Origin of the sequence: Streptomyces sp. NPDC001604, from assembly GCF_042893475.1 — a bacterium.
Classification (GTDB): domain Bacteria; phylum Actinomycetota; class Actinomycetes; order Streptomycetales; family Streptomycetaceae; genus Streptomyces.
The window spans coordinates 117,028-138,633 of the sequence record NZ_JBIAUY010000007.1; the positions used below are offsets into that span (position 1 = coordinate 117,028).

The 21,606-nt window shown below is 68.9% G+C and carries 25 protein-coding genes, 1 tRNA gene and 4 pseudogenes; 16 read left to right on the plus strand and 14 right to left on the minus strand.

Features of this window, described 5'->3' with window-relative positions; genetic code table 11:
* Positions 1 to 261 precede the first annotated feature (261 nt).
* Positions 262 to 657, plus strand: a complete 396-nt coding sequence (locus ACFY1E_RS21100) for a hypothetical protein (RefSeq protein WP_389078078.1) — start codon at positions 262 to 264, stop codon at positions 655 to 657.
* Between the two features lie 213 nt (positions 658 to 870).
* Here ACFY1E_RS21100 and ACFY1E_RS21105 read toward each other — a convergent pair.
* Positions 871 to 1,053 (minus strand): annotated as a pseudogene (locus tag ACFY1E_RS21105) (Ku protein); the annotation flags it as partial.
* Positions 1,054 to 1,059: 6 nt separating this feature from the next.
* Positions 1,060 to 1,962: a hypothetical protein gene (locus tag ACFY1E_RS21110; protein WP_389078080.1), complete on the minus strand. Its 903-nt coding sequence runs from the start codon at positions 1,960 to 1,962 to the stop codon at positions 1,060 to 1,062.
* A 348-nt stretch (positions 1,963 to 2,310) separates the two neighbouring features.
* On the opposite strand from ACFY1E_RS21110, the gene ACFY1E_RS21115 reads away from it, so the two are divergent.
* The 4 genes from ACFY1E_RS21115 (at position 2,311) to ACFY1E_RS21130 (ending at position 4,236) form a co-directional block, all read left to right on the plus strand.
* Positions 2,311 to 2,802 (plus strand): DUF2975 domain-containing protein, encoded by a 492-nt coding sequence (locus tag ACFY1E_RS21115; protein ID WP_389078083.1) that lies wholly within the window; start codon positions 2,311 to 2,313, stop codon positions 2,800 to 2,802.
* A complete protein-coding gene (locus tag ACFY1E_RS21120; protein WP_389078085.1) occupies positions 2,802 to 3,023 on the plus strand; it encodes a helix-turn-helix domain-containing protein in 222 nt (73 codons plus the stop codon). The genes ACFY1E_RS21115 and ACFY1E_RS21120 overlap by 1 nt, the downstream gene beginning before the upstream one ends.
* Positions 3,024 to 3,123: 100 nt before the next feature.
* Positions 3,124 to 3,471 carry a hypothetical protein gene (locus ACFY1E_RS21125; RefSeq protein WP_389078087.1) on the plus strand — a complete coding sequence of 116 codons (348 nt, stop codon included), beginning with the start codon at positions 3,124 to 3,126 and terminating at the stop codon, positions 3,469 to 3,471.
* Positions 3,472 to 3,645: 174 nt separating this feature from the next.
* The gene (locus ACFY1E_RS21130; RefSeq protein ID WP_389078089.1) at positions 3,646 to 4,236 is read left to right on the plus strand and encodes a hypothetical protein; all 591 of its coding nucleotides are present in this window, start codon (positions 3,646 to 3,648) and stop codon (positions 4,234 to 4,236) included.
* Here ACFY1E_RS21130 and ACFY1E_RS21135 read toward each other — a convergent pair.
* Positions 4,215 to 4,421, minus strand: a pseudogene (locus ACFY1E_RS21135) (transposase family protein); the annotation flags it as partial. The gene ACFY1E_RS21130 and the pseudogene ACFY1E_RS21135 sit on opposite strands and share 22 nt — an antisense overlap.
* Before the next feature lie 554 nt (positions 4,422 to 4,975).
* Here ACFY1E_RS21135 and ACFY1E_RS21140 point away from each other — a divergent pair.
* Positions 4,976 to 5,824 carry a hypothetical protein gene (locus ACFY1E_RS21140; RefSeq protein WP_389078091.1) on the plus strand — a complete coding sequence of 283 codons (849 nt, stop codon included), beginning with the start codon at positions 4,976 to 4,978 and terminating at the stop codon, positions 5,822 to 5,824.
* 57 nt (positions 5,825 to 5,881) lie between these two features.
* Here ACFY1E_RS21140 and ACFY1E_RS21145 read toward each other — a convergent pair.
* Positions 5,882 to 6,085: pseudogene (locus ACFY1E_RS21145) on the minus strand (IS5/IS1182 family transposase); the annotation flags it as partial.
* 363 nt (positions 6,086 to 6,448) lie between these two features.
* Here ACFY1E_RS21145 and ACFY1E_RS21150 point away from each other — a divergent pair.
* Positions 6,449 to 6,823 (plus strand): annotated as a pseudogene (locus tag ACFY1E_RS21150) (ATP-binding protein); the annotation flags it as partial.
* A gap of 251 nt (positions 6,824 to 7,074) precedes the next feature.
* Here the strand turns inward: ACFY1E_RS21150 and ACFY1E_RS21155 are convergent.
* The 4 genes from ACFY1E_RS21155 to ACFY1E_RS21170 form a co-directional block, all read right to left on the minus strand.
* Positions 7,075 to 8,346, minus strand: coding sequence for a hypothetical protein (locus tag ACFY1E_RS21155; protein ID WP_389078094.1), 1,272 nt, complete (start codon positions 8,344 to 8,346; stop codon positions 7,075 to 7,077).
* Positions 8,347 to 8,384: 38 nt separating this feature from the next.
* Positions 8,385 to 9,653 (minus strand): sensor histidine kinase, encoded by a 1,269-nt coding sequence (locus ACFY1E_RS21160; protein WP_389078097.1) that lies wholly within the window; start codon positions 9,651 to 9,653, stop codon positions 8,385 to 8,387.
* The gene (locus tag ACFY1E_RS21165; RefSeq protein WP_389078099.1) at positions 9,644 to 10,297 is read right to left on the minus strand and encodes a response regulator transcription factor; all 654 of its coding nucleotides are present in this window, start codon (positions 10,295 to 10,297) and stop codon (positions 9,644 to 9,646) included. Before ACFY1E_RS21165 ends, ACFY1E_RS21160 begins: the two co-directional genes overlap by 10 nt.
* Positions 10,298 to 12,080: 1,783 nt before the next feature.
* Positions 12,081 to 12,154 (minus strand) — tRNA-Pro (locus ACFY1E_RS21170).
* A 100-nt stretch (positions 12,155 to 12,254) separates the two neighbouring features.
* On the opposite strand from ACFY1E_RS21170, the gene ACFY1E_RS21175 reads away from it, so the two are divergent.
* From ACFY1E_RS21175 to ACFY1E_RS21190, 4 genes are all read left to right on the plus strand, one after another.
* The gene (locus tag ACFY1E_RS21175; RefSeq protein WP_389078101.1) at positions 12,255 to 12,797 is read left to right on the plus strand and encodes a DUF309 domain-containing protein; all 543 of its coding nucleotides are present in this window, start codon (positions 12,255 to 12,257) and stop codon (positions 12,795 to 12,797) included.
* Between the two features lie 84 nt (positions 12,798 to 12,881).
* On the plus strand, positions 12,882 to 13,658 hold the full coding sequence (gene cobF, locus ACFY1E_RS21180) for a precorrin-6A synthase (deacetylating) (RefSeq protein ID WP_389078103.1): 777 nt from the start codon (positions 12,882 to 12,884) through the stop codon (positions 13,656 to 13,658).
* Between the two features lie 94 nt (positions 13,659 to 13,752).
* Positions 13,753 to 13,878: a hypothetical protein gene (locus ACFY1E_RS21185; protein WP_389078105.1), complete on the plus strand. Its 126-nt coding sequence runs from the start codon at positions 13,753 to 13,755 to the stop codon at positions 13,876 to 13,878.
* 43 nt (positions 13,879 to 13,921) lie between these two features.
* Positions 13,922 to 14,407: a hypothetical protein gene (locus ACFY1E_RS21190; RefSeq protein WP_389078108.1), complete on the plus strand. Its 486-nt coding sequence runs from the start codon at positions 13,922 to 13,924 to the stop codon at positions 14,405 to 14,407.
* Here ACFY1E_RS21190 and ACFY1E_RS21195 read toward each other — a convergent pair.
* The 4 genes from ACFY1E_RS21195 to rpmG form a co-directional block, all read right to left on the minus strand.
* On the minus strand, positions 14,394 to 15,140 hold the full coding sequence (locus ACFY1E_RS21195; protein WP_389078110.1) for a cobalt-precorrin-6A reductase: 747 nt from the start codon (positions 15,138 to 15,140) through the stop codon (positions 14,394 to 14,396). The two genes, ACFY1E_RS21190 and ACFY1E_RS21195, sit on opposite strands and share 14 nt — an antisense overlap.
* 94 nt (positions 15,141 to 15,234) lie before the next feature.
* A complete protein-coding gene (gene ykgO / locus ACFY1E_RS21200) occupies positions 15,235 to 15,357 on the minus strand; it encodes a type B 50S ribosomal protein L36 (protein ID WP_030935932.1) in 123 nt (40 codons plus the stop codon).
* A gap of 35 nt (positions 15,358 to 15,392) precedes the next feature.
* Positions 15,393 to 15,653: a type B 50S ribosomal protein L31 gene (locus tag ACFY1E_RS21205; RefSeq protein WP_389078113.1), complete on the minus strand. Its 261-nt coding sequence runs from the start codon at positions 15,651 to 15,653 to the stop codon at positions 15,393 to 15,395.
* Positions 15,654 to 15,725: 72 nt separating this feature from the next.
* The gene (gene rpmG, locus ACFY1E_RS21210) at positions 15,726 to 15,890 is read right to left on the minus strand and encodes a 50S ribosomal protein L33 (RefSeq protein WP_030935936.1); all 165 of its coding nucleotides are present in this window, start codon (positions 15,888 to 15,890) and stop codon (positions 15,726 to 15,728) included.
* A 180-nt stretch (positions 15,891 to 16,070) separates the two neighbouring features.
* Here rpmG and ACFY1E_RS21215 point away from each other — a divergent pair, with 180 nt between their 5' ends.
* A complete protein-coding gene (locus tag ACFY1E_RS21215; protein WP_389078620.1) occupies positions 16,071 to 16,877 on the plus strand; it encodes an HAD-IIA family hydrolase in 807 nt (268 codons plus the stop codon).
* Positions 16,878 to 16,882: 5 nt separating this feature from the next.
* Here ACFY1E_RS21215 and ACFY1E_RS21220 read toward each other — a convergent pair whose 3' ends face one another.
* Together ACFY1E_RS21220 and ACFY1E_RS21225 are read right to left on the minus strand one after the other, a co-directional pair.
* Positions 16,883 to 17,656: a sulfite exporter TauE/SafE family protein gene (locus tag ACFY1E_RS21220; RefSeq protein ID WP_389078117.1), complete on the minus strand. Its 774-nt coding sequence runs from the start codon at positions 17,654 to 17,656 to the stop codon at positions 16,883 to 16,885.
* Positions 17,657 to 17,814: 158 nt separating this feature from the next.
* Complete coding sequence (locus ACFY1E_RS21225; RefSeq protein WP_389078119.1) at positions 17,815 to 19,002, minus strand: thiolase family protein; 1,188 nt, start codon at positions 19,000 to 19,002, stop codon at positions 17,815 to 17,817.
* Between the two features lie 157 nt (positions 19,003 to 19,159).
* Between ACFY1E_RS21225 and ACFY1E_RS21230 the strand changes: the two genes are divergently transcribed.
* From ACFY1E_RS21230 to ACFY1E_RS21245, 4 genes are all read left to right on the plus strand, one after another.
* Complete coding sequence (locus ACFY1E_RS21230; RefSeq protein WP_389078622.1) at positions 19,160 to 19,969, plus strand: alpha/beta hydrolase; 810 nt, start codon at positions 19,160 to 19,162, stop codon at positions 19,967 to 19,969.
* Between the two features lie 98 nt (positions 19,970 to 20,067).
* Positions 20,068 to 20,550 (plus strand): Dps family protein, encoded by a 483-nt coding sequence (locus ACFY1E_RS21235; protein ID WP_389078122.1) that lies wholly within the window; start codon positions 20,068 to 20,070, stop codon positions 20,548 to 20,550.
* A 42-nt stretch (positions 20,551 to 20,592) separates the two neighbouring features.
* Complete coding sequence (locus tag ACFY1E_RS21240; RefSeq protein ID WP_389078124.1) at positions 20,593 to 20,925, plus strand: DUF3140 domain-containing protein; 333 nt, start codon at positions 20,593 to 20,595, stop codon at positions 20,923 to 20,925.
* Positions 20,922 to 21,569 carry an endonuclease gene (locus ACFY1E_RS21245; protein ID WP_389078127.1) on the plus strand — a complete coding sequence of 216 codons (648 nt, stop codon included), beginning with the start codon at positions 20,922 to 20,924 and terminating at the stop codon, positions 21,567 to 21,569. The genes ACFY1E_RS21240 and ACFY1E_RS21245 overlap by 4 nt, the downstream gene beginning before the upstream one ends.
* The last annotated feature ends 37 nt before the right edge of the window (positions 21,570 to 21,606 follow it).

Consider the following 21,606-nt stretch of genomic DNA (forward strand, 5'->3'; position numbering starts at 1 on the left):
AAGGCATGTTGACGGTCATGAGTGACTCCACTGGGTTCACAGATGTCCCCGAGCGGGTCGGGGGCGGCGGCTTGGATGGGCCGACGCCGACCGTCCCTGGTAGGCGTCGGCCACTTGAGGCGGCTTGGGTGTCACCGACGTCGAAGAAATTAGCCGTCTTATCAAGGGGTTCGTCAAGGGTGCGTACGGCTTTCTTTTGACCCTAGGGGAAATGGCGTAGCACTCATGCGTAATTACGTATGCTATAAGGCATTTGCGTGCTTGAGAATCCAGAACTCACATTGCGGACCTTGGCAAAATGAGTACGACTTATTTTTTTCCCGCTACGCACTACACCCTGACCCCGCAGAGCACTTCTGGACCGCCACCGCGCCGACAGCGGCCACCCACAACGTCCTGCTCGGCGGACCCGTCGGCACCAGGCTCACCTGCCACATCCTCACCGAACTGCGCCACAAGACCCGGGACACCGAGGCGTTCCGGCTCGAGGAGTTCATCCGCATGGCCCTCGCCGCCCAGGACGACCCCCGCACGGTCGTCACTGGCCCGCAAGCGACGTATTGGGACGCGGAGTTGACGGAGAACAGGCTCCTGCCCGGGCTGGACGCGCACCTTGCCGAGACCCGGTTCGTCGACTGGCTCGCGCAGCAGAAGTAAGCGTCGGTTCCCCGCGCCCCTCGGCGGCGAAGTCGGTTCGTGGGGGAAACCTTCAGGCGGCGGTGGCCTCCTCAAGTGCCTTGAGCAGCTGCTCGCGCGTCATTTTCGATCGGCCGGCGATGTCGGCATCGGAAGCGCGCCGGTAGAGCTCGGTCTTGGACAGGGAGGCCAGGTCGCCGTCCTGCTGCTTGGCCCGTCGGCGCGCGGTCAGCTGATGTCGCGCGTGTCGACCTCCTTGCCGGTGCGCTCGTTGACACGCTTGTTGCGGATCCGGTCGGAGGTGCCGCGCTGCAGCTGGTGGAAGTGGACCGTGTGGTCCTCGGTCGCCGTGAACAGGGCCACCGGGACGGTGACCAGCCCCAGCGTCACCACTCCGCTCCAGACGGGTCGCCCCATCACCTCTCACCTCACCTTTCGCTTCTTGTCCTGGGTGCTCCCCCGCTCCGGCCCGCTCACACGTTCGACCTGGGCGGCAGCGGTTTCGGCGGGGCGGCGGGCCTCCCGCAGCTGCCGGTCGGCGTCGCGGGCCTGCTCACGTGCCTTCCGCGCGGCCGACTCGGCCTGATGGAGTTCGCTCTCCAGCCGCTTGATCTCGTCGGCCAGCTCGGCCAGGCGCTGTTCGAGTTCGTCGGTGCGGGCCTGGGTGTCCTGCGCCTGCCGGTCGGCGGCCGCAGCCTCCTCCTGGCGGGCGGCGAGGTCGCGTTCGGCGTCTTCGGCCTGCTGCCGGGCCTCCTCGAGCCGCCGACGTTGCTCTTCCTCCGCCCTGCTGCGGTCTCTCGCGGGCCGGGCCGGTGCAGCCTCGCGAGGACGCTGGCGCGCTCCGTCGGCGGCCGCCGGAAAGCCGGCGACCTGGTCGAAGGCCTTGACCAGGCGTCCACCGGCCCACTCCCGGGCGGCATCCGGATCGGCGAGTACGGCATGCAGGATGGTCTCGACCTCGCGCTGGACGCCCTCGCCGACCGGGTGTCCGGCCTGGGAGGCCAACTGGCGTGCCTGCCGGGACAGCGCGTTGATCAGGGCATGCTGCTGACGGCTGAGTTCCCGCAGTTGCGCTCCGTCCAGGTCGCGGTGTGCCTGGCGCAGGCCTTCGCCGAGACGCAACAGCGCGTCGGTCTCCTCCGGCTGTTCACGTACGAGGAGGTTGCTCGCCCAGGCCGAGAGGCTGGGGCGGCGCAGCTTGCTGATCTCCCCTGCAAGGGTGCGGTCACCGGCCTTGCGGGCCTCGGACGCACAGGCATCCCGGGCCGCGGTGAAGTCCTCCGGCTTCAGCACGTACAGCTCGCCCGCAACCGTCTCCAGGTCCACCGCGTCCCTCCGTGCTCGACCGCCCCTCGCTGCTCGATGCCAAGGGACGAGTTTCGCGGTTTTCAGGCCTTATGCCGGGTTGCGCCTCGGCATCCTGGGGCTACGGCGTCCCCGAGTGCCGCTGCCGCTGCACCGGCAACGCCGTAACAGACAGGTCAGGACATCGACGAGCTCCTACGTCACGAACCGGACCGCGATCCGCGCCACCGAACGGCACCACCGAACGGCACCACCGACCAGGTGCTCCACTCGTCGACAGTGACGCCGGGGCGGCCTCCACCCCACCCCCCCTTGCTCAACCTATCGATATTCAATAGATTCCCATCGTAACTCGATGGAGGCTGAGTCATGGGAAAGCTGGCAGTGCGTGCGCTGCGCGCAGTGCTCGTGGTGGTGTTCACCGGCACCCTTTTCGTGCAGGCAGGAATGGTGTGGGCGCTCATCGGCAAGAACGACCCGGAGGACGGGTCGCTCCCGCTGACCCCGCTGCGCGTGATCACCATCCTGGGCATGGTGGCGGTCCAGGTCGCCCTGTTCTGCGTATGGCGGCTGGTGGCGATGGTGCGACGCGGAACCGTGTTCTCCCACGCCGCCTTCCGGTACGTGGACGGCGTGATCGGCGCGATCGTGGCCGCCGCCCTTGTGTGGTTCGCGGTCACGGCCATCAATGCGCCGGGGCAGCGGGACGACCCGGGCGTCACCGTCATCATGGGCGGGATCGGCCTGGCCATCCTCGGGGTCGCGCTCATCGTGCTCGTGCTGCGGATGCTGCTCGCCCAGGCCGTCGCGCGCGACGTCGAAGCGGCGCAGCTGCAGGCCGAGTTGGACGAGGTGATCTGATGCCGATCGCCGTCGACATCGATGTGATGCTGGCCAGGCGGAAGATGTCCGTGGGCGAACTCGCGGAACGCGTGGGGATCACGCCCGCCAATTTGGCGGTACTCAAGAACGGCCGCGCCAAGGCGGTGCGCTTCACGACGCTCGCCGCCCTCTGCGAGGTGCTCAAGTGCCAACCGGGCGACCTGCTGCGCTGGGAGGCCGAGGACGCCGCAAGCGGATGAGCTTGCCACTGGCCGGCGTGGAAACGCTTGACACCCACCGGCCCGTGACCGGGCACCTGGACCAGCATGGGTGTCCCCGGTGTCCGAGCGGGAGCCGACTTTGTTGTTTGGGTGGGAGTCGCGATGGGGTGACGACCGACGGCTGGTCGACGAGGGCGGCCTGACGAACGTCGGTGCCGAGATGGCCCCGTCCCACCCGATCTGGCAGGGCATGGACATCATCGCCTCCATCAAGTGGCTGGGGCCGCTGGGGTTCCACACGGCCGCCACGAACGCCACCCTCTGTCCCGGCGCCGACATCCGCGGCGTGCTCGACACGTCGTTCACCGCGTCCCGGCCCACGCCCGGCAAGGTGCCCATGGGGTACGGCTTCTGGTGCAACGCCTGGCCGGAGAACCCTGCGTGGAAGTTCGTCGCGGTACGTGTCGGCAACGACGTTCCGTTCTGAACCGAGTTCCTGCGCGCCCTCGCCGAGATCGACCCCGACATGGCGGTCAACCTCAAGCATGAGGACGGCGCCTACTCCCACATGGAGGGTCTCGGATCTTTTGGTCGGCGGTGGTGAGGCGTTGCCTCAGCGGCATCGGGCTTGATGTCCTCGCGCGCCGGGTATCGCAGGCGCATGCAGGCATGGGGAGAAGCCGTGTGGGCGGGACCCCGGCGGGAGAGTTTTCTGCGGGGCGTGGTGAAGCGGGCGCTGGCGGGAAATGAGCCGCAACCGTGGTGGATGCCGCGGCGTCTGCTGACCGTGGTATCTGCCGATGTCGACGACACTGCCGGTGTCGGGGCGATCTGGATCCTGTGGCGTCCGAAGTCATCACGTATGCGTGAGCACATTGCGCTTCTGGAGTGGTTCGGCGAGCAGTGGAGGTACGTGGGGGGCAGCATTGGCTCCGGAGTCGATCCTGTCGACGTCGATGTGCTCGACGTGAGCAGCGGCGGAGGCGTGCTCAGCCTCACCCGCAGCCTTGACCCTCCGCACTCCATCGCCGCGGCCCCATGGATCAGTTGCGTCAAAGTGCGACTCGGGCGGGATGTGAGTCACGTTCTCATCGGTGTCCGCCGGCTCGAGGTTCCCGAGCAACGCAGTCTCATCGCTGTTTGGGAGTCTCCCCGTATCAGCCGCGGAGTCCGTCCCGTGATCGTGGCCCTGGGACACGACGGCATCGAACTCTCCCGCATGGGACCCCATGACAGCTCGGCGACCGTGTGATCACGGGTGGGGATCAGGGTGCCATCCACGATCAGCACGGTGTCCTTGCGGAACCGCTTGCGTGGTCGCAGGGCGAGTAGCGGCCCGAGATGATCGACGATCCGGGCGGCAGCAGACTTTGACACCCCGAACAGCGGGGCGAGCTGCCGCAGCGTCAGGTTCGTCCGCCAGTACGCGGTTACCAGCCACACCTTCGCGGTGTAGCGCGCTGACCAACTTGCCGAACGAACACCACCGGACGTTCCACGTTCGGTAACTGGCGCTGGTGGCTGCCAGCTGAAATAACACGCTCCAAGCAGGTATCCCGAACCTCCAGAGGAGAGGGCCCGCCCTGATGCCGTGCCCGAGGATGTGCGGCCGCTCGTAACTGCGCAACGTCGCTGTTCTGTCCTGCGACCCGCAGAGTGCCGCGACCCGTGAGTCCGTGAGCGCGCACCAGCCACCCGCTCGCCGTGAACACGGCGAGCCCGGCCGCCGTAAACCATAGAACCGGAGGCTTTCCGGTGCCCTGACGACCCTTGGCCTCCGCCGCTTCCGGCGTGGGTGTTCGAACGGAACGGCGGCTGCTACGCGAGGTGCTGACGATGCAAAGGCTGACACCGAAGCACAGCGAGCGCACTGACGCAAGATCCATGGTATGCACGTCCATCATGCGTCCACGTTGACCTTGTCAGGGTCGAACGGAGATCCACCCCCCCACAAGCACAGGAGTACCCTTTTGACGTCGACGAAGTCTGTGATGAAGAAGCTGCCCGAGGTCACGCTGGCGTTCTGGATCATGAAGATCGCCGCGACGACCCTGGGTGAGACGGCGGGCGACCTGTTCTCCCAGACGCTCAAGTTCGGCTATTTCCTCACGACGATCGCCCTGTTCCTGATCTTCGTTGTGACGCTCGTGGTGCAGCTACGGTCCTCGCGGTACAACCCGTTCTTCTACTGGACCGTGATCCTGTCGACCAGCATGGCCGGCACGACTATGTCCGACTTCATGAACCGCGACGCCAGCGACAAGTACCTCTCAGGCGGCGCCACTTCGCTGGGCTGGGGCCCTCAGGGCCTCGGCCTCGGCTATCCGGAGGGAGCCGCGATCCTCGTCTCCATCCTCCTGGCGATTTTCCTCGCCTGGAAGATCAGCGGGATGACGTTCCAGATCCGCGACATCGTCACCTTCAGGGGCGAGGCCCTGTTCTGGGCGGCGATCCTCGTCTCCAACACCCTTGGTACCTCGATGGGTGACTTCCTGTCCGACAGCTCCGGATTCGGCTACCTGGGCGGCGCGGCGCTGGTGTCCAGCGCCCTGGTCGTGCTGGTCGTCCTGATGAAGGCGCCCGCCGTCCCGAACGTCCTCCTGTTCTGGATCGCATTCGTCCTCACTCGCCCTCTCGGCGCCACCGCTGGCGACTTTCTCACCAAGCCGGTCGCCAAGGGCGGACTGGATCTCGGCACCGCGGGCTCCTCGACCGTGCTGCTCGCGGTCCTGTTCGGCCTGATGGCCTACGCCCACATCCAGGAGCGCAAGGCCGTCACACCGAGCCTTGAGACCGTCGGCCCGGAGGTCGCAGCGGCCCGCCAGGAAGCAAGTCAGTAAGAAGCTGTTATCTTTTCGATCTTGGTAGTCATCCCGGGCCCTGTCGGTCGCGATGCCCCCTTCTGCATGGTCGACGACGGTGGTCTTGAACCCCTGGTCCACCAGGGCCTTGTGCACCGTGTCTGTGTCGGCGGCGACCTTGTCCAGCAAGGTGAGGTCGGCGGCGTTGTCATGCGCGGACGCGCCCAGCACCACCACAGCGATCACCAGAGCAAGAACATCAACTGCCAGGCCGCACTTGCGGCCCAGGACTCCAGTTGCCCTGGTGGCCGCTGACGGAGGGATGCTGAGCCTTCCAGGAGGCGATGACGGGATCGATCAGGGCCCACCGCTCGTCGGACGACAGGACTCTCGCATCAGCCCCGATATGTCTGTGCCACACGTGCCAGCGAACGCGCCAGCGAACGCGCCAGCGACAACAAGCGCGATATCACGTCACATGCCGGCCTCTGATGGGAAGTTGTGGCATCCGCCCGGCCGTGCGTCACGGTTCCCGCAGCAGTGCAGTGAGGTGACCTCGATGCGGTCGACGCGCCGCAGCGCCAGCCAAGCGCGGGAGTGGAGATGGACCGTAGATCGGCGCCGAAAGCGGCCTTGGCGTGCCTGTGTGCGGCGGTGCGGTAGGTGTGTCGCGGCGTCCCGCAGGTCGGCCCCGCCGGCGACGGGCAGGGACAGCCCCTCGGGACTCACCCCGGTGAGGGTTTGAGGCAATGCGCAGCGACTGCGGGCAGTCGTGCGAAACCTGTCGACGACACGGAACGGTATGCGCGGACCAGGATCGTCGTACGGTTGTACCCGTCGCCGGACGGAGCCGGGCACGGGGATCACCGAGGAGCCGGGGAAGGCCCGGCGGCCGAACTGGTCGTGGCCCACGACGGACCGGGGATCGCCCCGGCTCACCGCGAGCGGATATTCGACCGCTTCTTCCGGGCCCAGTCGACCCGCGAGCGCAACTCCGGCGGCATGGGACTGGGCCTCGCGATCGTCCGCGCAGTAGTCACCGCACACGGGCCAACTCCAGCACCGGAGCCGAGTTCCATGTACGGCTGCCGATCAGCGGCAGGGCGGTCGAAGCCATTGACGCCGACTTCGACCGCCCACTTGAGTGCGTGGGCATGCCCGGGCTGCCACCGGCGGCCGCCTCCACTGTCCACGGCTCGCCGGCGTCTGCCGAGGCGGCACGGTTCTCGGTGTGGCCCGGCACACTCGACCCGCCGGCCGGGTGAGTCGGCCGGGCACTCGGGGGTCTGTCAGCCCATGTCCGTCAGGAGGGCGTTCAGTTCCTTCTCCTGCTGCGCGGGCGACTCCGGCGGGTTCGAGTGGTCGATGCCGAAGGTCTTGAGCATCTTGTCCATCTGGGCGTCGATGGAGGTCCAACCGGTGTTGTCCAGCGGCTGCAGCGATGCCTGGTCGGCATCCCACAGGTCACGCAGCGACTGGGCGGCCGCGTGGGCGCCCTTGGCGTTCCCCGAGCGTGCATCCTTGAGCGAGGTGGAGGCGAGGTTCTTCAGCGCGGCGACCTTGGCCGGCGGGAACTTCTTCACCGCCACACCGGGAGCCATCTGGACGGCGGAGGTGTTGTCCTCCTCCGGGGCCGGGCCGACGTGCGGCTGGCTGTGGGCCCAGACCAGCAGGCCCGTGGTGGCGACGGCCAGCACGCCGAAGCCGGCCAGCGCGACGCGCTCCTTGCGTGGGTCGCCTGTGGCGTGGGCGGCGTGGGCAGCCTCGTAGGTCTCGGTCACGTCCGAGCGCGTCACCGTCAGGTAGACCACGGTCGCCAGGATCAGGCCGAGGAAGACCAGGCTGGTGGTGAAGGTTCCCAGGTCGAGACCGGTCGGCTCGCCCGGCTGAGCGGCCTTCGGGGAGGCGAGCCAGTCGCCGATGTTGGCGCCCAGCGGGCGGGTCAGGATGTAGGCGAGCCAGAAGGACAGCACCGGGTTCGCGCCGGACTTCCACAGCGCCGTGACCGCCGCGATGAGGCCGAGCGGCAGCAGCACCGACGCCCCCGGGCTCCAGCCGGTCAGCTCCAGCGTCCAGTCACCGGTCGCGGTGCCGAGCGCGAAGGTGACGAGAACAGCGAGCCAGTAGAACGACTCACGCGGAAGCGTCGTGACCGAGTGGATCGAGAGAGTGCGCTCGCGCAGCCACCACACGCCGAAGACCACGGCGAGCAGAACCGAGAACACGGCGGAGCTGATCCACAGCGGCACATTCAGCTGGTCGGTGAGGATGTCGGTGTACAGCGTGCCCGTGACACTGACAACGACCACGGTCAGCCAGTACGGGAAGGGGACGTACCGCTTCAGCCGCAGCTGGACGGCCAGGACTACGACGAACACCGCGGTGAAGATCCAAGCCGTGTTCACCAGGCCGACGCCCAGCTTCATGTTGATCCAGTCGGCGAAGCTCTCACCGACGGTGGTGCACAGGATCTTGATCACCCAGAACCAGATGGTGACCTCGGGGACCTTGTTGAGCATGAGGCGCCCGCTGCGTGAGCGTGCTTCCGTTGTCGTTGTCATGCAGGGAGGTTTACGGGCGAAACCTGCAAGCAACCTGACTACGTGGTCGCACGCGCGGCCGGGAGTGTCACCTCGACGTGGCCGCAGCCGTCCGCGATCGCGCGGACCTCCACACCGGCCGAGGCGGCAATGCGCCGGACCACCGGCAACCCCAGACCGTATCCGCCGCCGCCGGTCACACCCGCTTCGAAGACCCGGTCGACCTCGGCGGGATCGAACCCGGGGCCGTCGTCCAGGACATCGACCACGATGGTCTCGCCCTGGTTGCGCGCGGTGATCCACACCCGGGACTTCGCATGCCGCAGTCCGTTCTCCAGCAGGGGTGACAGCAGCGACACGGCGAAGTCGGGCGCCACGGCCACCTCGACCTTCGCCGGGAAGGCGATCCCGACCGGGCGGCTGCCGATCGCCTGCCGCGCGGCGGAGCGCAGATCGCACCGGGTGCCGTCGTCCGTCCGTGCGCGCGCTGCGCGGAGGATCGTCGTGATCGCGGTATCGAGGCGGTCGACCTCGCTCAGTACCGCCTCCGGCGCCACCGGCTCGCCGGACAGCCGCGCCAGCTGCGCCTCGCCCCGCAGGACCGTGAGCGGTGTGCGCAGCTCGTGGGCGATCTCATCGGTGAGCCGACGCTCGTCCGCCAGCGCGTTGTCAACCCGCTCCAGGAGGCGATCCAGGGTCTGTCCCAGTTCCCCGAACTCGTCGCGGGGGACTCCGAGGTTGAAACGGCGCCCGGGCTCGTGATGACCCCAGTCGTCGGCGAGGGCGGCCATCTCGTGCACGACGCGCAGCGCTCGGTGCACCACGAGGTGCGCGACACCACCGGCGAGGAGGATGGTGAGGCCGCCCAGAATCAACGACAAGGTCAGGCTTCGCTGCTCGGACGTCTCGTAGGGCGTGAGGTCCACTCGGACGATCACCATGACGTGGTGGGCGTTGATCGGAACCGGCCGCGCGTACAAGAGGTAGTCGCCGACGGACGCGGTCTGCGATCGCCCTGCGCCCGCCAGCTCCTCGACGCGCCCGACCACACTCGCCGGTACGTTCCCGTCGATCAGGCGGCCGTCGGCATACACCCAGGCGACCTCGTCCAGCGCCTCGCTGCTGTTCTCCGTGAGCACGACACGGCCGCCTTTGGTGCTGACGTTCGCCGCGACCGCCTCGGCGCGCGTATGTGCCAGATCGTGCGCGTCGGCGTCCGTCACCCGGCTGAGCAGCACGTGCGAGACCACGACCAGGATCGCGACCACGGCGGTGGCAATCAGCACCGTGAGCGCGACGACCCTGCTGCGGAATCCCGTCACTGCCATCGGTAACCCACGCCGCGGACTGTCGCCAGACGCTCGGCCACGCCCAGCGTGGTGAGCTTGGTCCGCAGCCGACGCACGTAGGAGTCGAGGGTGTTGTCGCTGACCTGGGCTCCGTGCGGCCAGCCGGCGGCGACGAGGGCGTGACGACGTACCGCGTCGCCCTGCGAGGCGATCAGGCGGCCCAGCAGCCGGAACTCGGTCGGGGTCAGACTCATGCTCACCGCATCGTAGGTCACCACGTGTTTCGCCGGATCGAGGACGACCTCGTGCGGTGCGGGCGCCACGCTGGCCCGCCGGAGCAGCGCCCGGACCCGGACCAGCAGTTCGGGGATGTCGAAGGGTTTGGTCATGTAGTCGTCGGCGCCGGCCTCGAAACCGCCCACCTTGTGATGCAGGCCGTCCAAGGCGGTGAGCATCAACACCGGCACGTCCACGCCGCGAGCCCTCAGGGCCAGGCAGACGTCGCGGCCGTCGGCGTCCGGCAGCCCGAGATCCAGGACGACCAGCTGGGGCGCCGGTGCGAGCTGCCGCAGCAGGCTGTCGGCCGTGGCGGCGACGGAGACGGTGTGGCCGTCGTGCTCCAGGGCGCGCTTGAGGATGCCGCGGACCGCCGCGTCGTCTTCGCACACCATGATGAAAGCCACGTGCCGACCCTAGATACTCGCCTCCCAGTTCTCCATATTCCCTGATCAGCCACCTGACGCCCAGGCACGCCCGGCCGAGCGGCTGCGGGAGCTCGCGGGAGGACCACATGGGCGACATGGAGCCTGTGCAGGGATCGATGGGGACTTCACCGGCTCGATCGTTGCCGGATCTCGGAACACGGCTGTCTTCGCCTAGGACGTCCCCAAGCGCTCAACGGGAAAAATCGACGTTGAGGTGCAAACGGGATTCGACTATGCCAGCGATCACTGGGTTGGCGCGGCATCCTGAGCGTCGAGCGTCCTGTCGTCGTGATCTCAGCGCGGAGAGGCTGGCCATGGCACCAGGTGCGGACATCCAGACTGCCTGGATCGCCCTTCCTTCTCTGTCGAGCGCTGGTTGGTCTTGCCGCAGGTTCGTCATCGACACCCTGCACCGCTGGGGCATGCTCGACCTGCTGGACGACGCGCAGCTCGTTGCAGGAGAACTTCCGGACCTCATCGGCCGACACTTGAGGACCGCCGCGGCATGGGGCTGTCCTTCGTGTCCACGATGAGCGAGCGGTGGGGCATCCGCCAGGAGGCCAGAGGCAAGGTCATCTGGTCACGGGGCAGCCAGTCACGAATCTTCGTGGACGATCATGCTTGCGCGTTAGTTGGCACAGATACTTTTTATCTTTGGATGTTCGTAGACGTTTAGTTTCCGACAGGCGCCGCCCACACTCCTCATTGTCCATAGAATTCTCCGAGCGGCGACGCATAATACGCTCTGCTTCTAACTTCTCGCGCGTCTTAGCGTATGGCGTCGACTCCATCTTCTTCCTGCGGGACTCTTCCCGCCTAACACCAAATCTTCGTCAGGGCCAGGACGCACTTTTGCGACCGGCTTGCATGGAATCGCAGCATCCACGGCAAGCCTTAGCTCCTGGAATGATGATCCGGACACAACGGCTGAAACAATAGTTCTTCTGCTGCACGAGGCGGCAGACGATTGGTCAGAAACGCCGTTTTAGTTAAGAGCCGAAGAGAGCACGCTTGGGCAAGTGCGACGATGCAGGCCACCGGCCAAAGCCTCAGCCCGGCGGACCTGCCGGGCCGCTGTAGGGAAAGCCGCCTAGGGCTCGTGACGCGATCATGATCGCGTTGCGAGCCCTTACGCCCATCTGGAAGAAACGCGATCGAGGAGTTCACCTCCGACAGTGCCGAGTAGGCCTTCCTCTGGTTCAGATTCTTCATCGGCAGATCTTTTGACCTCGCCGTGCCTGCTTTCAACTTCGGCGGTCGGCTTGGGCCGAGCACTTGACCCTTGGGCGGCGGGTTTTTGCATAGCGACCGCGGATCCACCGGCCACTCCGATCGCGGCAAGCAGGACAGGGGTGGCGATCAAGATGGCGAAGACTCTACGTGCACGCATGGCTTCCCGCCTCGTCTAGGACAACGTCGCCACCAAGCTACCTCGCTCATCATTACGAAAAACCGCTCAGCGAACTACTCACTCGCATGGCCGAGCACGCCAGCCCTCTGCGAGATGGTCAGAATTCACCGACCTTGACTCCCTCGATCATGGCGGCTGTCTCCGAGCGCGCGCAGAGGCGGGCCGGACCGTTGGGGACCTTGCTGTGGCGGGATGGCGATGCCGTTGGCGTCAAGGCTTCCGGCGTATCCGACTCTGTGGACCAGCCTGTATGTGAGAAATTGTGAGACGCGAGCCTCGAAAATGATCAAGGGCCTCGTCTCACATGATGTGATCCAAGGCCCTGATCTGCGACTACGGAGAAGACTCCAGTCGGGACGACAGGATTTGAACCTGCGACCCCTTGACCCCCAGTCAAGTGCGCTACCAAGCTGCGCCACGTCCCGGTGCGCTTCCCGCGGTGAACCGCGTGATCGCGCGGACAGCACTTTACCCCACGTGCGGGGCGGTGCCGAAGCGGGCCGGGGGCGCGGGACAATCGGGCGTATGGGCAGTACGGGAGGCAGGAGCAGCGCGTCGTCGGGCCGGGTGGCCGGGGCGCGGGACCGGGACGGCGAGGGGCGGGCGCGCAATGCCCGGCCGCGGGACGGGCTCGGGCGGCCGCTGCCGTACGGCGCGGACGGGGTGGCCCGGCAGCCCGAGGGCGTGGTGCGCACCCCGGAGCAGAGCGTCGCCGAGGCGCAGGAGCTGCTGGATGCCGGCAAGCCCTTCCATGCGCATGAGGTGTTCGAGGATGCCTGGAAGTCGGGGCCGGAGGAGAAGCGGGAGCTGTGGCGGGGGCTGGCGCAGCTCGCCGTGGGGCTCACGCATGCCGCTCGGGGGAATGTCACCGGCGGCGCCCGGCTGCTGCGGCGGGGTGCCGGGGCGGTGGAGCAGTGGGCGGCGGAATCGGGACAGCAGCGGCCGTACGGGATGGATCTTGTGGGGTTGGTCGGCTGGGGGCGTGAGCTGGCGGACGACGTGGAGGGCGGGGGCGGGGCCGTCGACGCCGGGGCGCGGGCGCCACGGTTGCGTGGGCGCACCGCGTAAAGCTGGTGGGGGCTGCGGCCGTCCCTACCCGCTCGGTAGGGATGCGGTGTACGGACTGTCAGTGGTGTGCGGCAGACTCGGGGTGTGCGAAAGATTCATGTCATCGGTATCGGCGCGGGCGACCCCGACCAGCTCACCCTGCAGGCGGTCAGGGTGCTGCGGAGCACGGACGTGTTCTTCATTCTCGAGAAGGGTGAGGTGAAGGACGACCTCACCCGCCTCCGCCGGGACATGCTCGACGCGCACATACCGGACGGGGCGTCGTACCGGGTGGTCGAGGCGCGGGATCCGGAGCGGGACCGCAAGGCGGGCGGCGCGGCCTACTCCCCCGCCGTCGGGGACTGGCGCAGTGCCCGCGCCGACATCTACGAGCGGCTGATCGCCGAGGAGCTGGGCGAGGACGAGAGCGGCGCGTTCCTGGTGTGGGGGGATCCGGCGTTGTACGACAGCACGATCGGGATCCTGGAGGAGGTGCGGGAGCGGGGTGGCGTCGAGTTCGACTATGACGTCGTGCCTGGCATCAGCAGTGTCTCCGCGCTCGTCGCCCGGCATCGCACGGGGCTGAACCGGGTGGCCCGGCCCGTTCAGATCACCACCGGGCGGCGGCTCGCTGAGGGTTTCCCGGAAGGCGTGGACGACGTGGTCGTGATGCTGGACGCCCACCAGACCTTCCGGCAGTACGCCGACGAGGACATCGACATCTACTGGGGCGCGTACATCGGCACCCCGGACGAGATACTCGCCTCCGGGCCGATCGGTGAGGCCGCGCCGCGGATCGAGCGGCTGCGGGCCGAGGCCCGGGAGCGCAAGGGGTGGATCATGGACACGTATCTGCTGCGCAGGCATCCCGGGGACCAGTAGGCATGCTGCTCTCCCCCAAGGGGGTGGGTGAACGGGAGGCGGCCGTCATCAGCAAGGCACGGGGCAACTGGCTGGAGGCCGGGTCCAGGAGAACGTGGGCCGCTCCGCCGGAACCGACCTGCGGGCGGCGGTGGACGGCATCACCAAGCGTCTCCTGGTCGAGGACCTGAGCACCGGACTGCCCCAGCGGTCACGGGAGACCGTCACCGCCGCCGCCTGAAAACCGGATGCTCCGCGAGGCGGACGGTCGCCATACTCACCCCATGTCCCCCGCACCCGTCCGCTTCCACGACACCCGCGTCACGGCGTACGACTTCGCCGGGTCCGCCCTGGTGTGCTGCCCGCGCTGCGAGCGCGTCGCCCACTTCGAGCGGCGCCCGGGCCGGGCGGCGGACGCTCAGGGCCGGACGTATCAGGAATGGCGTCTGGTCTGCCGCTCCTGCGGCGTGTCCCGCATCAACACCGGGCCGCGCGGCACGACCCAGCGGCCCGGACGGGGTTGTTACAGGCCGGCCCTGTGGCTGCGGGCGGAGACCAGGCACGGTGAGCTGTGGGCGTACAACCTCGAACACCTCGACCTGATCAGGCGGTTCGTCGCCGCCGATCTGCGGGAGCGGGCGCCCTGGTACGACACCGGACGGAAGATGACGCTCGTGGCGAGACTGCCCGCCTGGATCAAGAGCGCCAAGAACCGCGCCGAGGTGCTGCGCGCGATCGACCGGCTGCGGGCGTCGGTCACGTCGGGCTGAGGCCCAGCCGGGCAAGGGCCTGCGGCACGTCGGGGACTGCGGTCACGCCCGCCGGCAAGGGCGGCCTGCGTACGACCACGACCGGCAGCCCGAGTCCGCGGGCGGCCGTGAGCTTGGCGGCCATCGCCTCTCCCCCGCTGTCCTTCGTCACCAGGACGTCGACCAGGTACTCGCTCAGCAGCGCCGTCTCGTCGTCCACCGTGAACGGCCCCCGGGCCAGCAGCACTTCCGTGTGGGGCGGCATCGGGGGTTCGGGGGCCTCCACGGACCGTACGACGAAGTGACGGTCCGTCAGGTGGGCGAAGGCGGACAGGCCCATGCGTCCCGTGGTCAGGAAGACGCGGGGGCCGAAGCGCGGCAGCAGGTCCGCCGCCGCGGCGAGGGACGGGACCATGTGCCAGCGGTCCTCGGGGCCGGGCCGCCAGCCCGGCCGGCGCAGGACGATTGCCGGGACGTCGGTCGCCGACGCGGCCTGCGCCGCGTTCGCCGTGATGCCCTCGGCGAACGGGTGTGTGGCGTCCACGAGGGCGTCCACGCGTTGCTCGCGCAGCCAGTCGGCCAGGCCCTGCGCCCCGCCGAAGCCTCCGACGCGTACGTCCCCTGCCAACGCGCCCGGCCGGGTCACCCGCCCCGCGAGCGAGGTCGTGACGCGTACACCGGGTTGTGCCGCGAGCGCGGCGGCCAGTTCGCGGGCCTCGGTGGTGCCGCCGAGGATCAGGACGTGGGGGGACATGGGTGCGAGCGTACGAGGTCGGCGGTGGGCGCGGTGGTGGGGGATGCGGGACGGCCGCCCGGTGGCGCACCGGGCGGCCGTCTCATTCATGCGCTCAGCCCTGGCGGGCCTTGAAGCGGGGGTCCTTCTTGTTGATCACGTAGACCACGCCCCGTCGGCGGACCACCTGGGCGCCGGGCTTGGACTTCAGCGAGCGCAGGGACTTGCGGACCTTCATGGTTCTGCTCTCCTCGGGTAGCGCGCGGGACCGCGTCAGTGACGGGTCGCCGCGGGGCGGCCGTAGCGGCGCTCGAAGCGCTCCACCCGGCCGGCCGTGTCCAGGACCCGCGACCTGCCCGTGTAGAAGGGGTGGGACGCCGAGGAGATCTCGACGTCGATCACGGGGTAGGTGTTGCCGTCCTCCCACTCGATCGTCTTCGAGGAGTCGGCGGTGGAGCGGGTCAGGAAGGTGACGTCCGCCGTGCGGTCACGGAAGACCACGTGGCGAGCGTCGGGATGGATGCGGGGCTTCATGGGGTTTTCCTTTCCGGGACCGCGGCCGGAGGGTGGTTCCTCGAGGCCGCGGCCTGGTCGTCGCGGGCTGCTTCAGCGCTCCTCGCGGAACTCGACGTGCGCGCCGGCCACGTGGTCGTACTTGCGCAGGACGAGTCGGTCGGGGTCGTTGAGGCGGTTCTTGCGGGTCACATAGGTGACTCCGGTTCCGGCCGTCGACTTCAGCTTGACGACGGGGCGCGCCGTGCTGCGTGCCATGAGGTTCTCCCTTCGCCCACGCCACGGATCATTGATCCGAGCATGCCAATCACAGCGGGTCCAACAACGGCTTCGGCCGTCGCATTCCCGGGGTGGCGAGCGGTGCGCGGTTATCTTCCATGCATGGAGTCAGGGCGTGAGTCCGTGAGCAGGTCTGAGGGTGGGTCCGTGCGTGGGTCCGTGCGTGCCGTTCTCATCGATATCGACGGGGTGCTCACCGTCTCGTGGGAGCCGTTGCCCGGGGCGGTCGAGGCGTTGCGGGAGATTCGGGAGGCCGGGTTCGGGGTCGCGCTGGTCACCAACACGACGTCGCGGACCCGGGCGTCGATCGCCGGGACCTTGCGGGAGGCGGGGTTCGCGGTGGACGCGGAGGACATCCTGACCGCGCCCGTGGCCACCGCCGCGTATCTCGCCGAGCACTGTCCGGGGGCGCGGTGTGTGCTGCTGAACAGCGGGGACATCCGGGAGGATCTCGACGGGGTGGCGCTGCTCGGCCCTGCGGATGTCGACCCTGGCGCTGCGGAGAGCGTGCCGGACGTCGTGGTCGTCGGGGGTGCGGGGCCGGAGTTCGACTACGACGCGCTCAACCGGGCCTTCGGGTATCTGCAGCGCGGAGCCCGGTTGGTGGCCGTACACCGGAACCTGTACTGGCGCACCGATGCCGGACTGCAGCTCGACTCGGGGGCGTTCCTGGTGGGGCTGGAGAAGGCGGCCCGCACGGAGGCCGAGGTGACCGGGAAGCCGTCGGCGGCGTTCTTCGAGGCGGGTCTTGCGCGGCTCGGGGTGGGGGCGGGTGAGGCGCTGATGGTCGGGGACGACATCGAGTCCGATGTGCTGGCGGCGCAGCGGGCCGGAATCACCGGGGTGCTGGTGAAGACCGGGAAGTATCTGCCGGAGACGCATCGGGATGCGAGCGGTACGCCCGATCACGTCATCGAGTCGTTTGCGGATCTGCCGGGGCTGTTGCGGGGTTCGTCGGAGGACTAGCTCGGTCAGCGGAGCAGCAGCTGCAGGCCGCCCACGATCGTCGCGGCGATCACGAGTTGTTCGAAGAGGCGCTGGTTGATTCGGTTCACAGCCCATTTGCCGAACAACGCACCGGGCACGACGAACACCGCGAGTGCGGCGTCGAGGAACAGCGAGCGGCCGTCGATCAGGCCGAGGCCGGCGCTGAAGGGCACCTTCGACAGGTTCACGATCAGGAAGAAGAACGCCGAGGTGCCCAGGAAGCCCAGCTTCCGGAAGCCCGCCGACAGCAGGTACATCGACATCACCGGGCCGCCCGCGTTGGCGACCATCGTGGTGAAGCCGCCGAGCACGCCGTACGAGCGGGCCTTGATCCGGCCGGACCTCGTGGCCACCGAGTCCGGCTCCTCGTCGGCCTCCGCCGTGCGCCGCCGCCACACCGTCACGCCCGCCATCAGCAGCAGGATCGCACCGATCGACGTCCGTACGATGCCGTCGTCGGCCCACATCAGGAAGACGGTGCCGACGACCACCCCTGCCGCGACCGCCGGGAACAGCCGCCACAGCGTGGGCCAGTGGGCGTGCCGCCGGTAGGTGAGGACGGCGAGGACGTCGCCCACGATCAGGATCGGCAGGAGTACGCCGGTGGAGGCGCGGGCGGGCAGGACCGCCGCGAAGATGGCGAGGCTCACCGTGTTGGCGCCGCTCACGGCGGTCTTGGAGAAGCCGACGAGGAGGGCTGCGCAGGCGAGGGCGGCGAACTCCCAGCCGGTTATGTGCCAGAGCGTCATCGTGTTCATGCGGGGACCGATGCTATGTGCAGGCAACGGGGCGGGTAAGTACCGTCTCGCTGGTTGGCACCCGGCGGTGGCGCGGCCGTCTCCTGGGGCTGCCGCCCCCGGACCCTCGCTGTCGGCCTGAACGGCCTCGTCCTCAAACGCCGGACGGGCTGGATCGGCTAATGGCGCTCGACCAGCACCGCACTCCCCTGCCCCACCCCCACACACATCGTCGCCAAGCCCCGCTCCGCCCCCGTCCGGCGCATCCGGTGCAGCAGCGTCGTCAGGATCCGTGCCCCCGAGCAGCCCAGCGGATGGCCCAGGGCGATCGCCCCGCCACTCGGGTTGACCAGGTCGGCGTCGATGCCGAGCTGGTCCATGCAGGCGAGGGCCTGGGCGGCGAACGCCTCGTTGAATTCGGCCTCCTGGATGTCGGCGACGGTCCAGTCGGCGCGGGCCAGCGCCTTGCGGGTGGCGGGGACCGGGCCAATGCCCATCACGTCGGGGTGGACTCCGGCCGAGGCGCCGGCGACGTAGCGGCCCAGGGACTCCAGGCCCAGGTCGTTGAGGGCTTCCTCGCTGACCAGAAGGAGGCCGGCGGCACCGTCGTTCATCGGGGAGGCGTTGCCCGCGGTGACCGTGCCTCCGGCGCGGAAGACGGGCTTGAGGCGGGAGAGCTTCTCGTACGACGTGTCCTCGCGGATGCATTCGTCGGCGTCGACGAGCACGCCGTCGGGGCGTTCCACCGGCAGGAGTTCGTCGTCGAAGTGGCCGTTCTTGCGGGCGTCCGCGGCGCGTTGGTGGCTGCGCAGGGCGAACTCGTCCTGGCGTTCGCGGGTGATGCCGTAGCGGTCGGCGACCTCCTCCGCGGTCTCGCCCATGGACAGCAGGCCGTGGAGGTCCTTCATCGCCGGGTTGACCAGGCGCCAGCCGAGGCGGGTGTCGACGGTCTCGAGGCGGTGCGGGAGGGCCTCGTCGGGGCGGGGCAGGACGAAGGGGGCGCGGCTCATCGACTCGGAGCCGCCCGCGAGGACGATGTCGGCCTCTCCGGCCGCGATGGTGCGGGCGGCCGTCGTCACCGCCTCCAGCCCCGAGGCGCACAGGCGGTTGACCGTGGCGCCGGGCACGGATTCGGGGAGACCGGCGAGCAGCGCGGCCATGCGGGCGACGTTGCGGTTGTCCTCGCCCGCCTGGTTGGCGGCGCCCCAGTAGACGTCGTCGATGCGCGCCGGGTCGAGGGCGGGGACGTCGGCCACGAGGGAGCGGATCACATGCGCCGCGAGGTCGTCGGGGCGCACGGAGGACAGGGCTCCGCGCAGCTTTCCGATGGGGGTGCGGCGGGCGGCCGCGAAGTGGACGGGGCGCACGACAGGACTCCTGACCGACGGCACACTCGAACAATTAATTAGCGCTGCTAGTTTTGGAGTGTAGACCGCTGCCGCGCCGCCTGGGAAGATCCCGGAAGGTCACCCGCCACCGGGCCACCGAGAACCAGGACCTTCACCGATGCAGTTGGAGGAGAACATGGCCGACGCCCGCGAGCACGTCGTCACCGGGAGCCACGGCTCGATCGCCGTACGCGAGTGGCCCCGGGAGCGGCCCCGGTACGTGGCGCTGGTCGTGCACGGCTACGGAGAGCACTCCGGGCGGTACGAGGAACTGGCCGGGGTGCTGGTCGAGCACGGAGCCGCGGTCTTCGCGCCCGATCATGTGGGGCATGGCAGGTCGGCCGGCGAGCGGGTGCTGGTCGAGGACTTCGAGGACGTGGTCGGGGACGTCCGTCTCGTGACGGAGCTGGCGCGGTCCCTGTATCCGGGGCTGCCGGTCGTGCTGATCGGGCATTCCATGGGTGGGCTGATCTCGGCCCGTTACGCCCAGCGCCACGGCGACGAGCTGGCCGCGCTCGTGCTGTCCGGCCCGGTGATCGGCGCGTGGGAGCTGCCGGGGCAGCTGCTGGCGCTCGACGAGATCCCCGACACGCCGATCAGCCCGGCCTCGCTGTCCCGCGATGCGGCCGTGGGGGCGGCGTACATGGCCGATCCGCTGGTCTGGCACGGTCCGATGAAACGACCGACCGTGGAGGCGTTCGCCCGGACGCTGGAGACCGTCGCCAAGGCGGGCGACGTGGGCCGGCTGCCGCTGCTGTGGCTGCACGGCGACGACGACCGGCTGGTCCCGCTTCCCGGGAGCCGCGTCGGCGTCGAGCAGCTCAGCGGCGGCAACCTCACCGAGCGGATCTACCCAGGCGCCCGGCATGAGGTGTTCAACGAGACCAACAAGGCCGAGGTCTTCGCGGATCTGTCCCGGTTCCTGGACGGCGCGCTCACGGGCTGAGACGGCACGGGTGGCCCCGACCCCTGTTTGCGGCACTTCGCCATGGGCACCCGAGATCGCGTGGAGTGACCGCAACGGCTGGAAGGAGAAGCGCCCTGATGACTGCGGTGAAGAGCACACTTCCGGAACCGGCCCGCAAGATCGCCGGTGACGCGCTGCAGAGCACTCTCGTGGATCTTCTCGGGCTCTCACTGATCGCGAAGCAGGTGCACTGGAACATCGTGGGCCCGCGGTTCCGCTCGATCCATCTCCAGCTCGACGAGGTGGTGACCACGGCCCGTACGTACGCCGACACGGTCGCGGAGCGCTCCTCGGCGCTCGGCCTGCCGCCCGACGGCCGGCCCGAGACGATCGCGGCGGCCTACACGCTGCCGGGTCCCAAGGACGGCTGGGTGCGCGACACGGACGTCGTCCAGCTGATCGCGGACGCGCTGGAGGCGGCGATCGGACGGCTGCGGGAGCGCATCGCCGCGACCGCCGAGCCGGATCCCGTCACCCAGGACCTGCTGATCTCCCTCACCGCGGAGCTCGAGAAGCAGCGGTGGATGTTCGACGCGGAGAACTGGCCGCGCGAGGACTGACCCGTCGACGGCCGGACCATGCACGTACGGAAGGGGCACCCGATGACCGACGCCCTCGAACTCGACGCGCTGTGGGACGACTTCCACCGCGCGGTGAACATGACCTCCCAGGAGCTCGCCGCCTGGCTGCGGGTGAGCGACGCCGACGAGAACACCGAGCCCTTGCCCGAGCAGGCGGGCTCGCCCACCGGGCAGCACGTCCTCGCGATCCTGCAGAAGCGGCGCACGGACCTCACGGACGACGACATCCGTGTGATGTACGAGGTCGTGGACACGGTGACGGAGGAGTCGGACCTGGAGAACGAGCCGGAGGCCGAGGACACCGACCGCCGGCACCGGCTGATGACGATCGGCCATGACCCGCTGAAGCCATGAGCGGCCAGAAGGACGTCGTCCGCGAACTGGTGCGCGCACATGGGCAGACGTTCGCCGAGGAGGCGGGCATCACGCTCAAGGACACCCCGCAGCCGCTGTACCGGCTGCTGGTCCTCGCGCTGCTGCTCAGTGCCCGCATCCGCGGGTCCGTCGCCGTCGACTCCGCCCGTGAGCTGTACCGGGCGGGGCTGCGCGACCCGCGCCGAATGGCCGGGGCCGACTGGCAGCAGCGGGTGGACGCGCTGGGCCGCGGCGGTTACCGCCGCTACGACGAGCGCACGGCCACGCAACTGGGTGACGGCGCCCAGCTGTTGATCGAGCGGTGGGGCGGGGATCTGCGTCGGCTGCGGAAGGAGGCGGACGGCGACGTCGACGAACTGCGCCGTCTGCTCCAGGAGGTCCCCGGCCTCGGTCCGGCCGGCGCCGACATCTTCCTGCGCGAGGCCCAGCGGGTGTGGCCGGAAGCGGCCCCGTACCTGGACCGCAAGGCGCTCGACGGAGCGGAACGGCTGGGTCTGCCGAAGGACCCGGACCGGCTGGTGAAGCTCGCCGGGAACACGCAACCGGCCGTGCTCGCCGCCGCGTTGGTGCGGGCGGCACTCGACAAGGAGGTGGCCGAAGACAGTCTCCGTCGCGCAGCATGATCGTGTCACACTGCTCGCACGCACGCCTTTCGGGGCC

Excerpts from the sequence above, each read along its gene's own strand:
- ACFY1E_RS21175 (WP_389078101.1), top strand. The coding sequence starts at position 12,255 with ATGGGCAGTACGGGAGGCAGGAGCAGCGCGTCGTCGGGCCGGGTGGCC.
- ACFY1E_RS21140 (WP_389078091.1), top strand. The coding sequence starts at position 4,976 with ATGAAGAAGCTGCCCGAGGTCACGCTGGCGTTCTGGATCATGAAGATC.
- ACFY1E_RS21245 (WP_389078127.1), top strand. The coding sequence starts at position 20,922 with ATGAGCGGCCAGAAGGACGTCGTCCGCGAACTGGTGCGCGCACATGGG.
- rpmG (WP_030935936.1), bottom strand. The coding sequence starts at position 15,890 with ATGGCACGCAGCACGGCGCGCCCCGTCGTCAAGCTGAAGTCGACGGCC.
- ACFY1E_RS21130 (WP_389078089.1), top strand. The coding sequence starts at position 3,646 with ATGCAGGCATGGGGAGAAGCCGTGTGGGCGGGACCCCGGCGGGAGAGT.
- ACFY1E_RS21190 (WP_389078108.1), top strand. The coding sequence starts at position 13,922 with ATGTCCCCCGCACCCGTCCGCTTCCACGACACCCGCGTCACGGCGTAC.
- ACFY1E_RS21235 (WP_389078122.1), top strand. The coding sequence starts at position 20,068 with ATGACTGCGGTGAAGAGCACACTTCCGGAACCGGCCCGCAAGATCGCC.
- ACFY1E_RS21205 (WP_389078113.1), bottom strand. The coding sequence starts at position 15,653 with ATGAAGCCCCGCATCCATCCCGACGCTCGCCACGTGGTCTTCCGTGAC.
- ACFY1E_RS21115 (WP_389078083.1), top strand. The coding sequence starts at position 2,311 with ATGGGAAAGCTGGCAGTGCGTGCGCTGCGCGCAGTGCTCGTGGTGGTG.
- ACFY1E_RS21155 (WP_389078094.1), bottom strand. The coding sequence starts at position 8,346 with ATGACAACGACAACGGAAGCACGCTCACGCAGCGGGCGCCTCATGCTC.
- ACFY1E_RS21230 (WP_389078622.1), top strand. The coding sequence starts at position 19,160 with ATGGCCGACGCCCGCGAGCACGTCGTCACCGGGAGCCACGGCTCGATC.
- ACFY1E_RS21160 (WP_389078097.1), bottom strand. The coding sequence starts at position 9,653 with ATGGCAGTGACGGGATTCCGCAGCAGGGTCGTCGCGCTCACGGTGCTG.
- ACFY1E_RS21195 (WP_389078110.1), bottom strand. The coding sequence starts at position 15,140 with ATGTCCCCCCACGTCCTGATCCTCGGCGGCACCACCGAGGCCCGCGAA.
- ACFY1E_RS21220 (WP_389078117.1), bottom strand. The coding sequence starts at position 17,656 with ATGAACACGATGACGCTCTGGCACATAACCGGCTGGGAGTTCGCCGCC.
- ykgO (WP_030935932.1), bottom strand. The coding sequence starts at position 15,357 with ATGAAGGTCCGCAAGTCCCTGCGCTCGCTGAAGTCCAAGCCCGGCGCC.
- ACFY1E_RS21120 (WP_389078085.1), top strand. The coding sequence starts at position 2,802 with ATGCCGATCGCCGTCGACATCGATGTGATGCTGGCCAGGCGGAAGATG.
- ACFY1E_RS21240 (WP_389078124.1), top strand. The coding sequence starts at position 20,593 with ATGACCGACGCCCTCGAACTCGACGCGCTGTGGGACGACTTCCACCGC.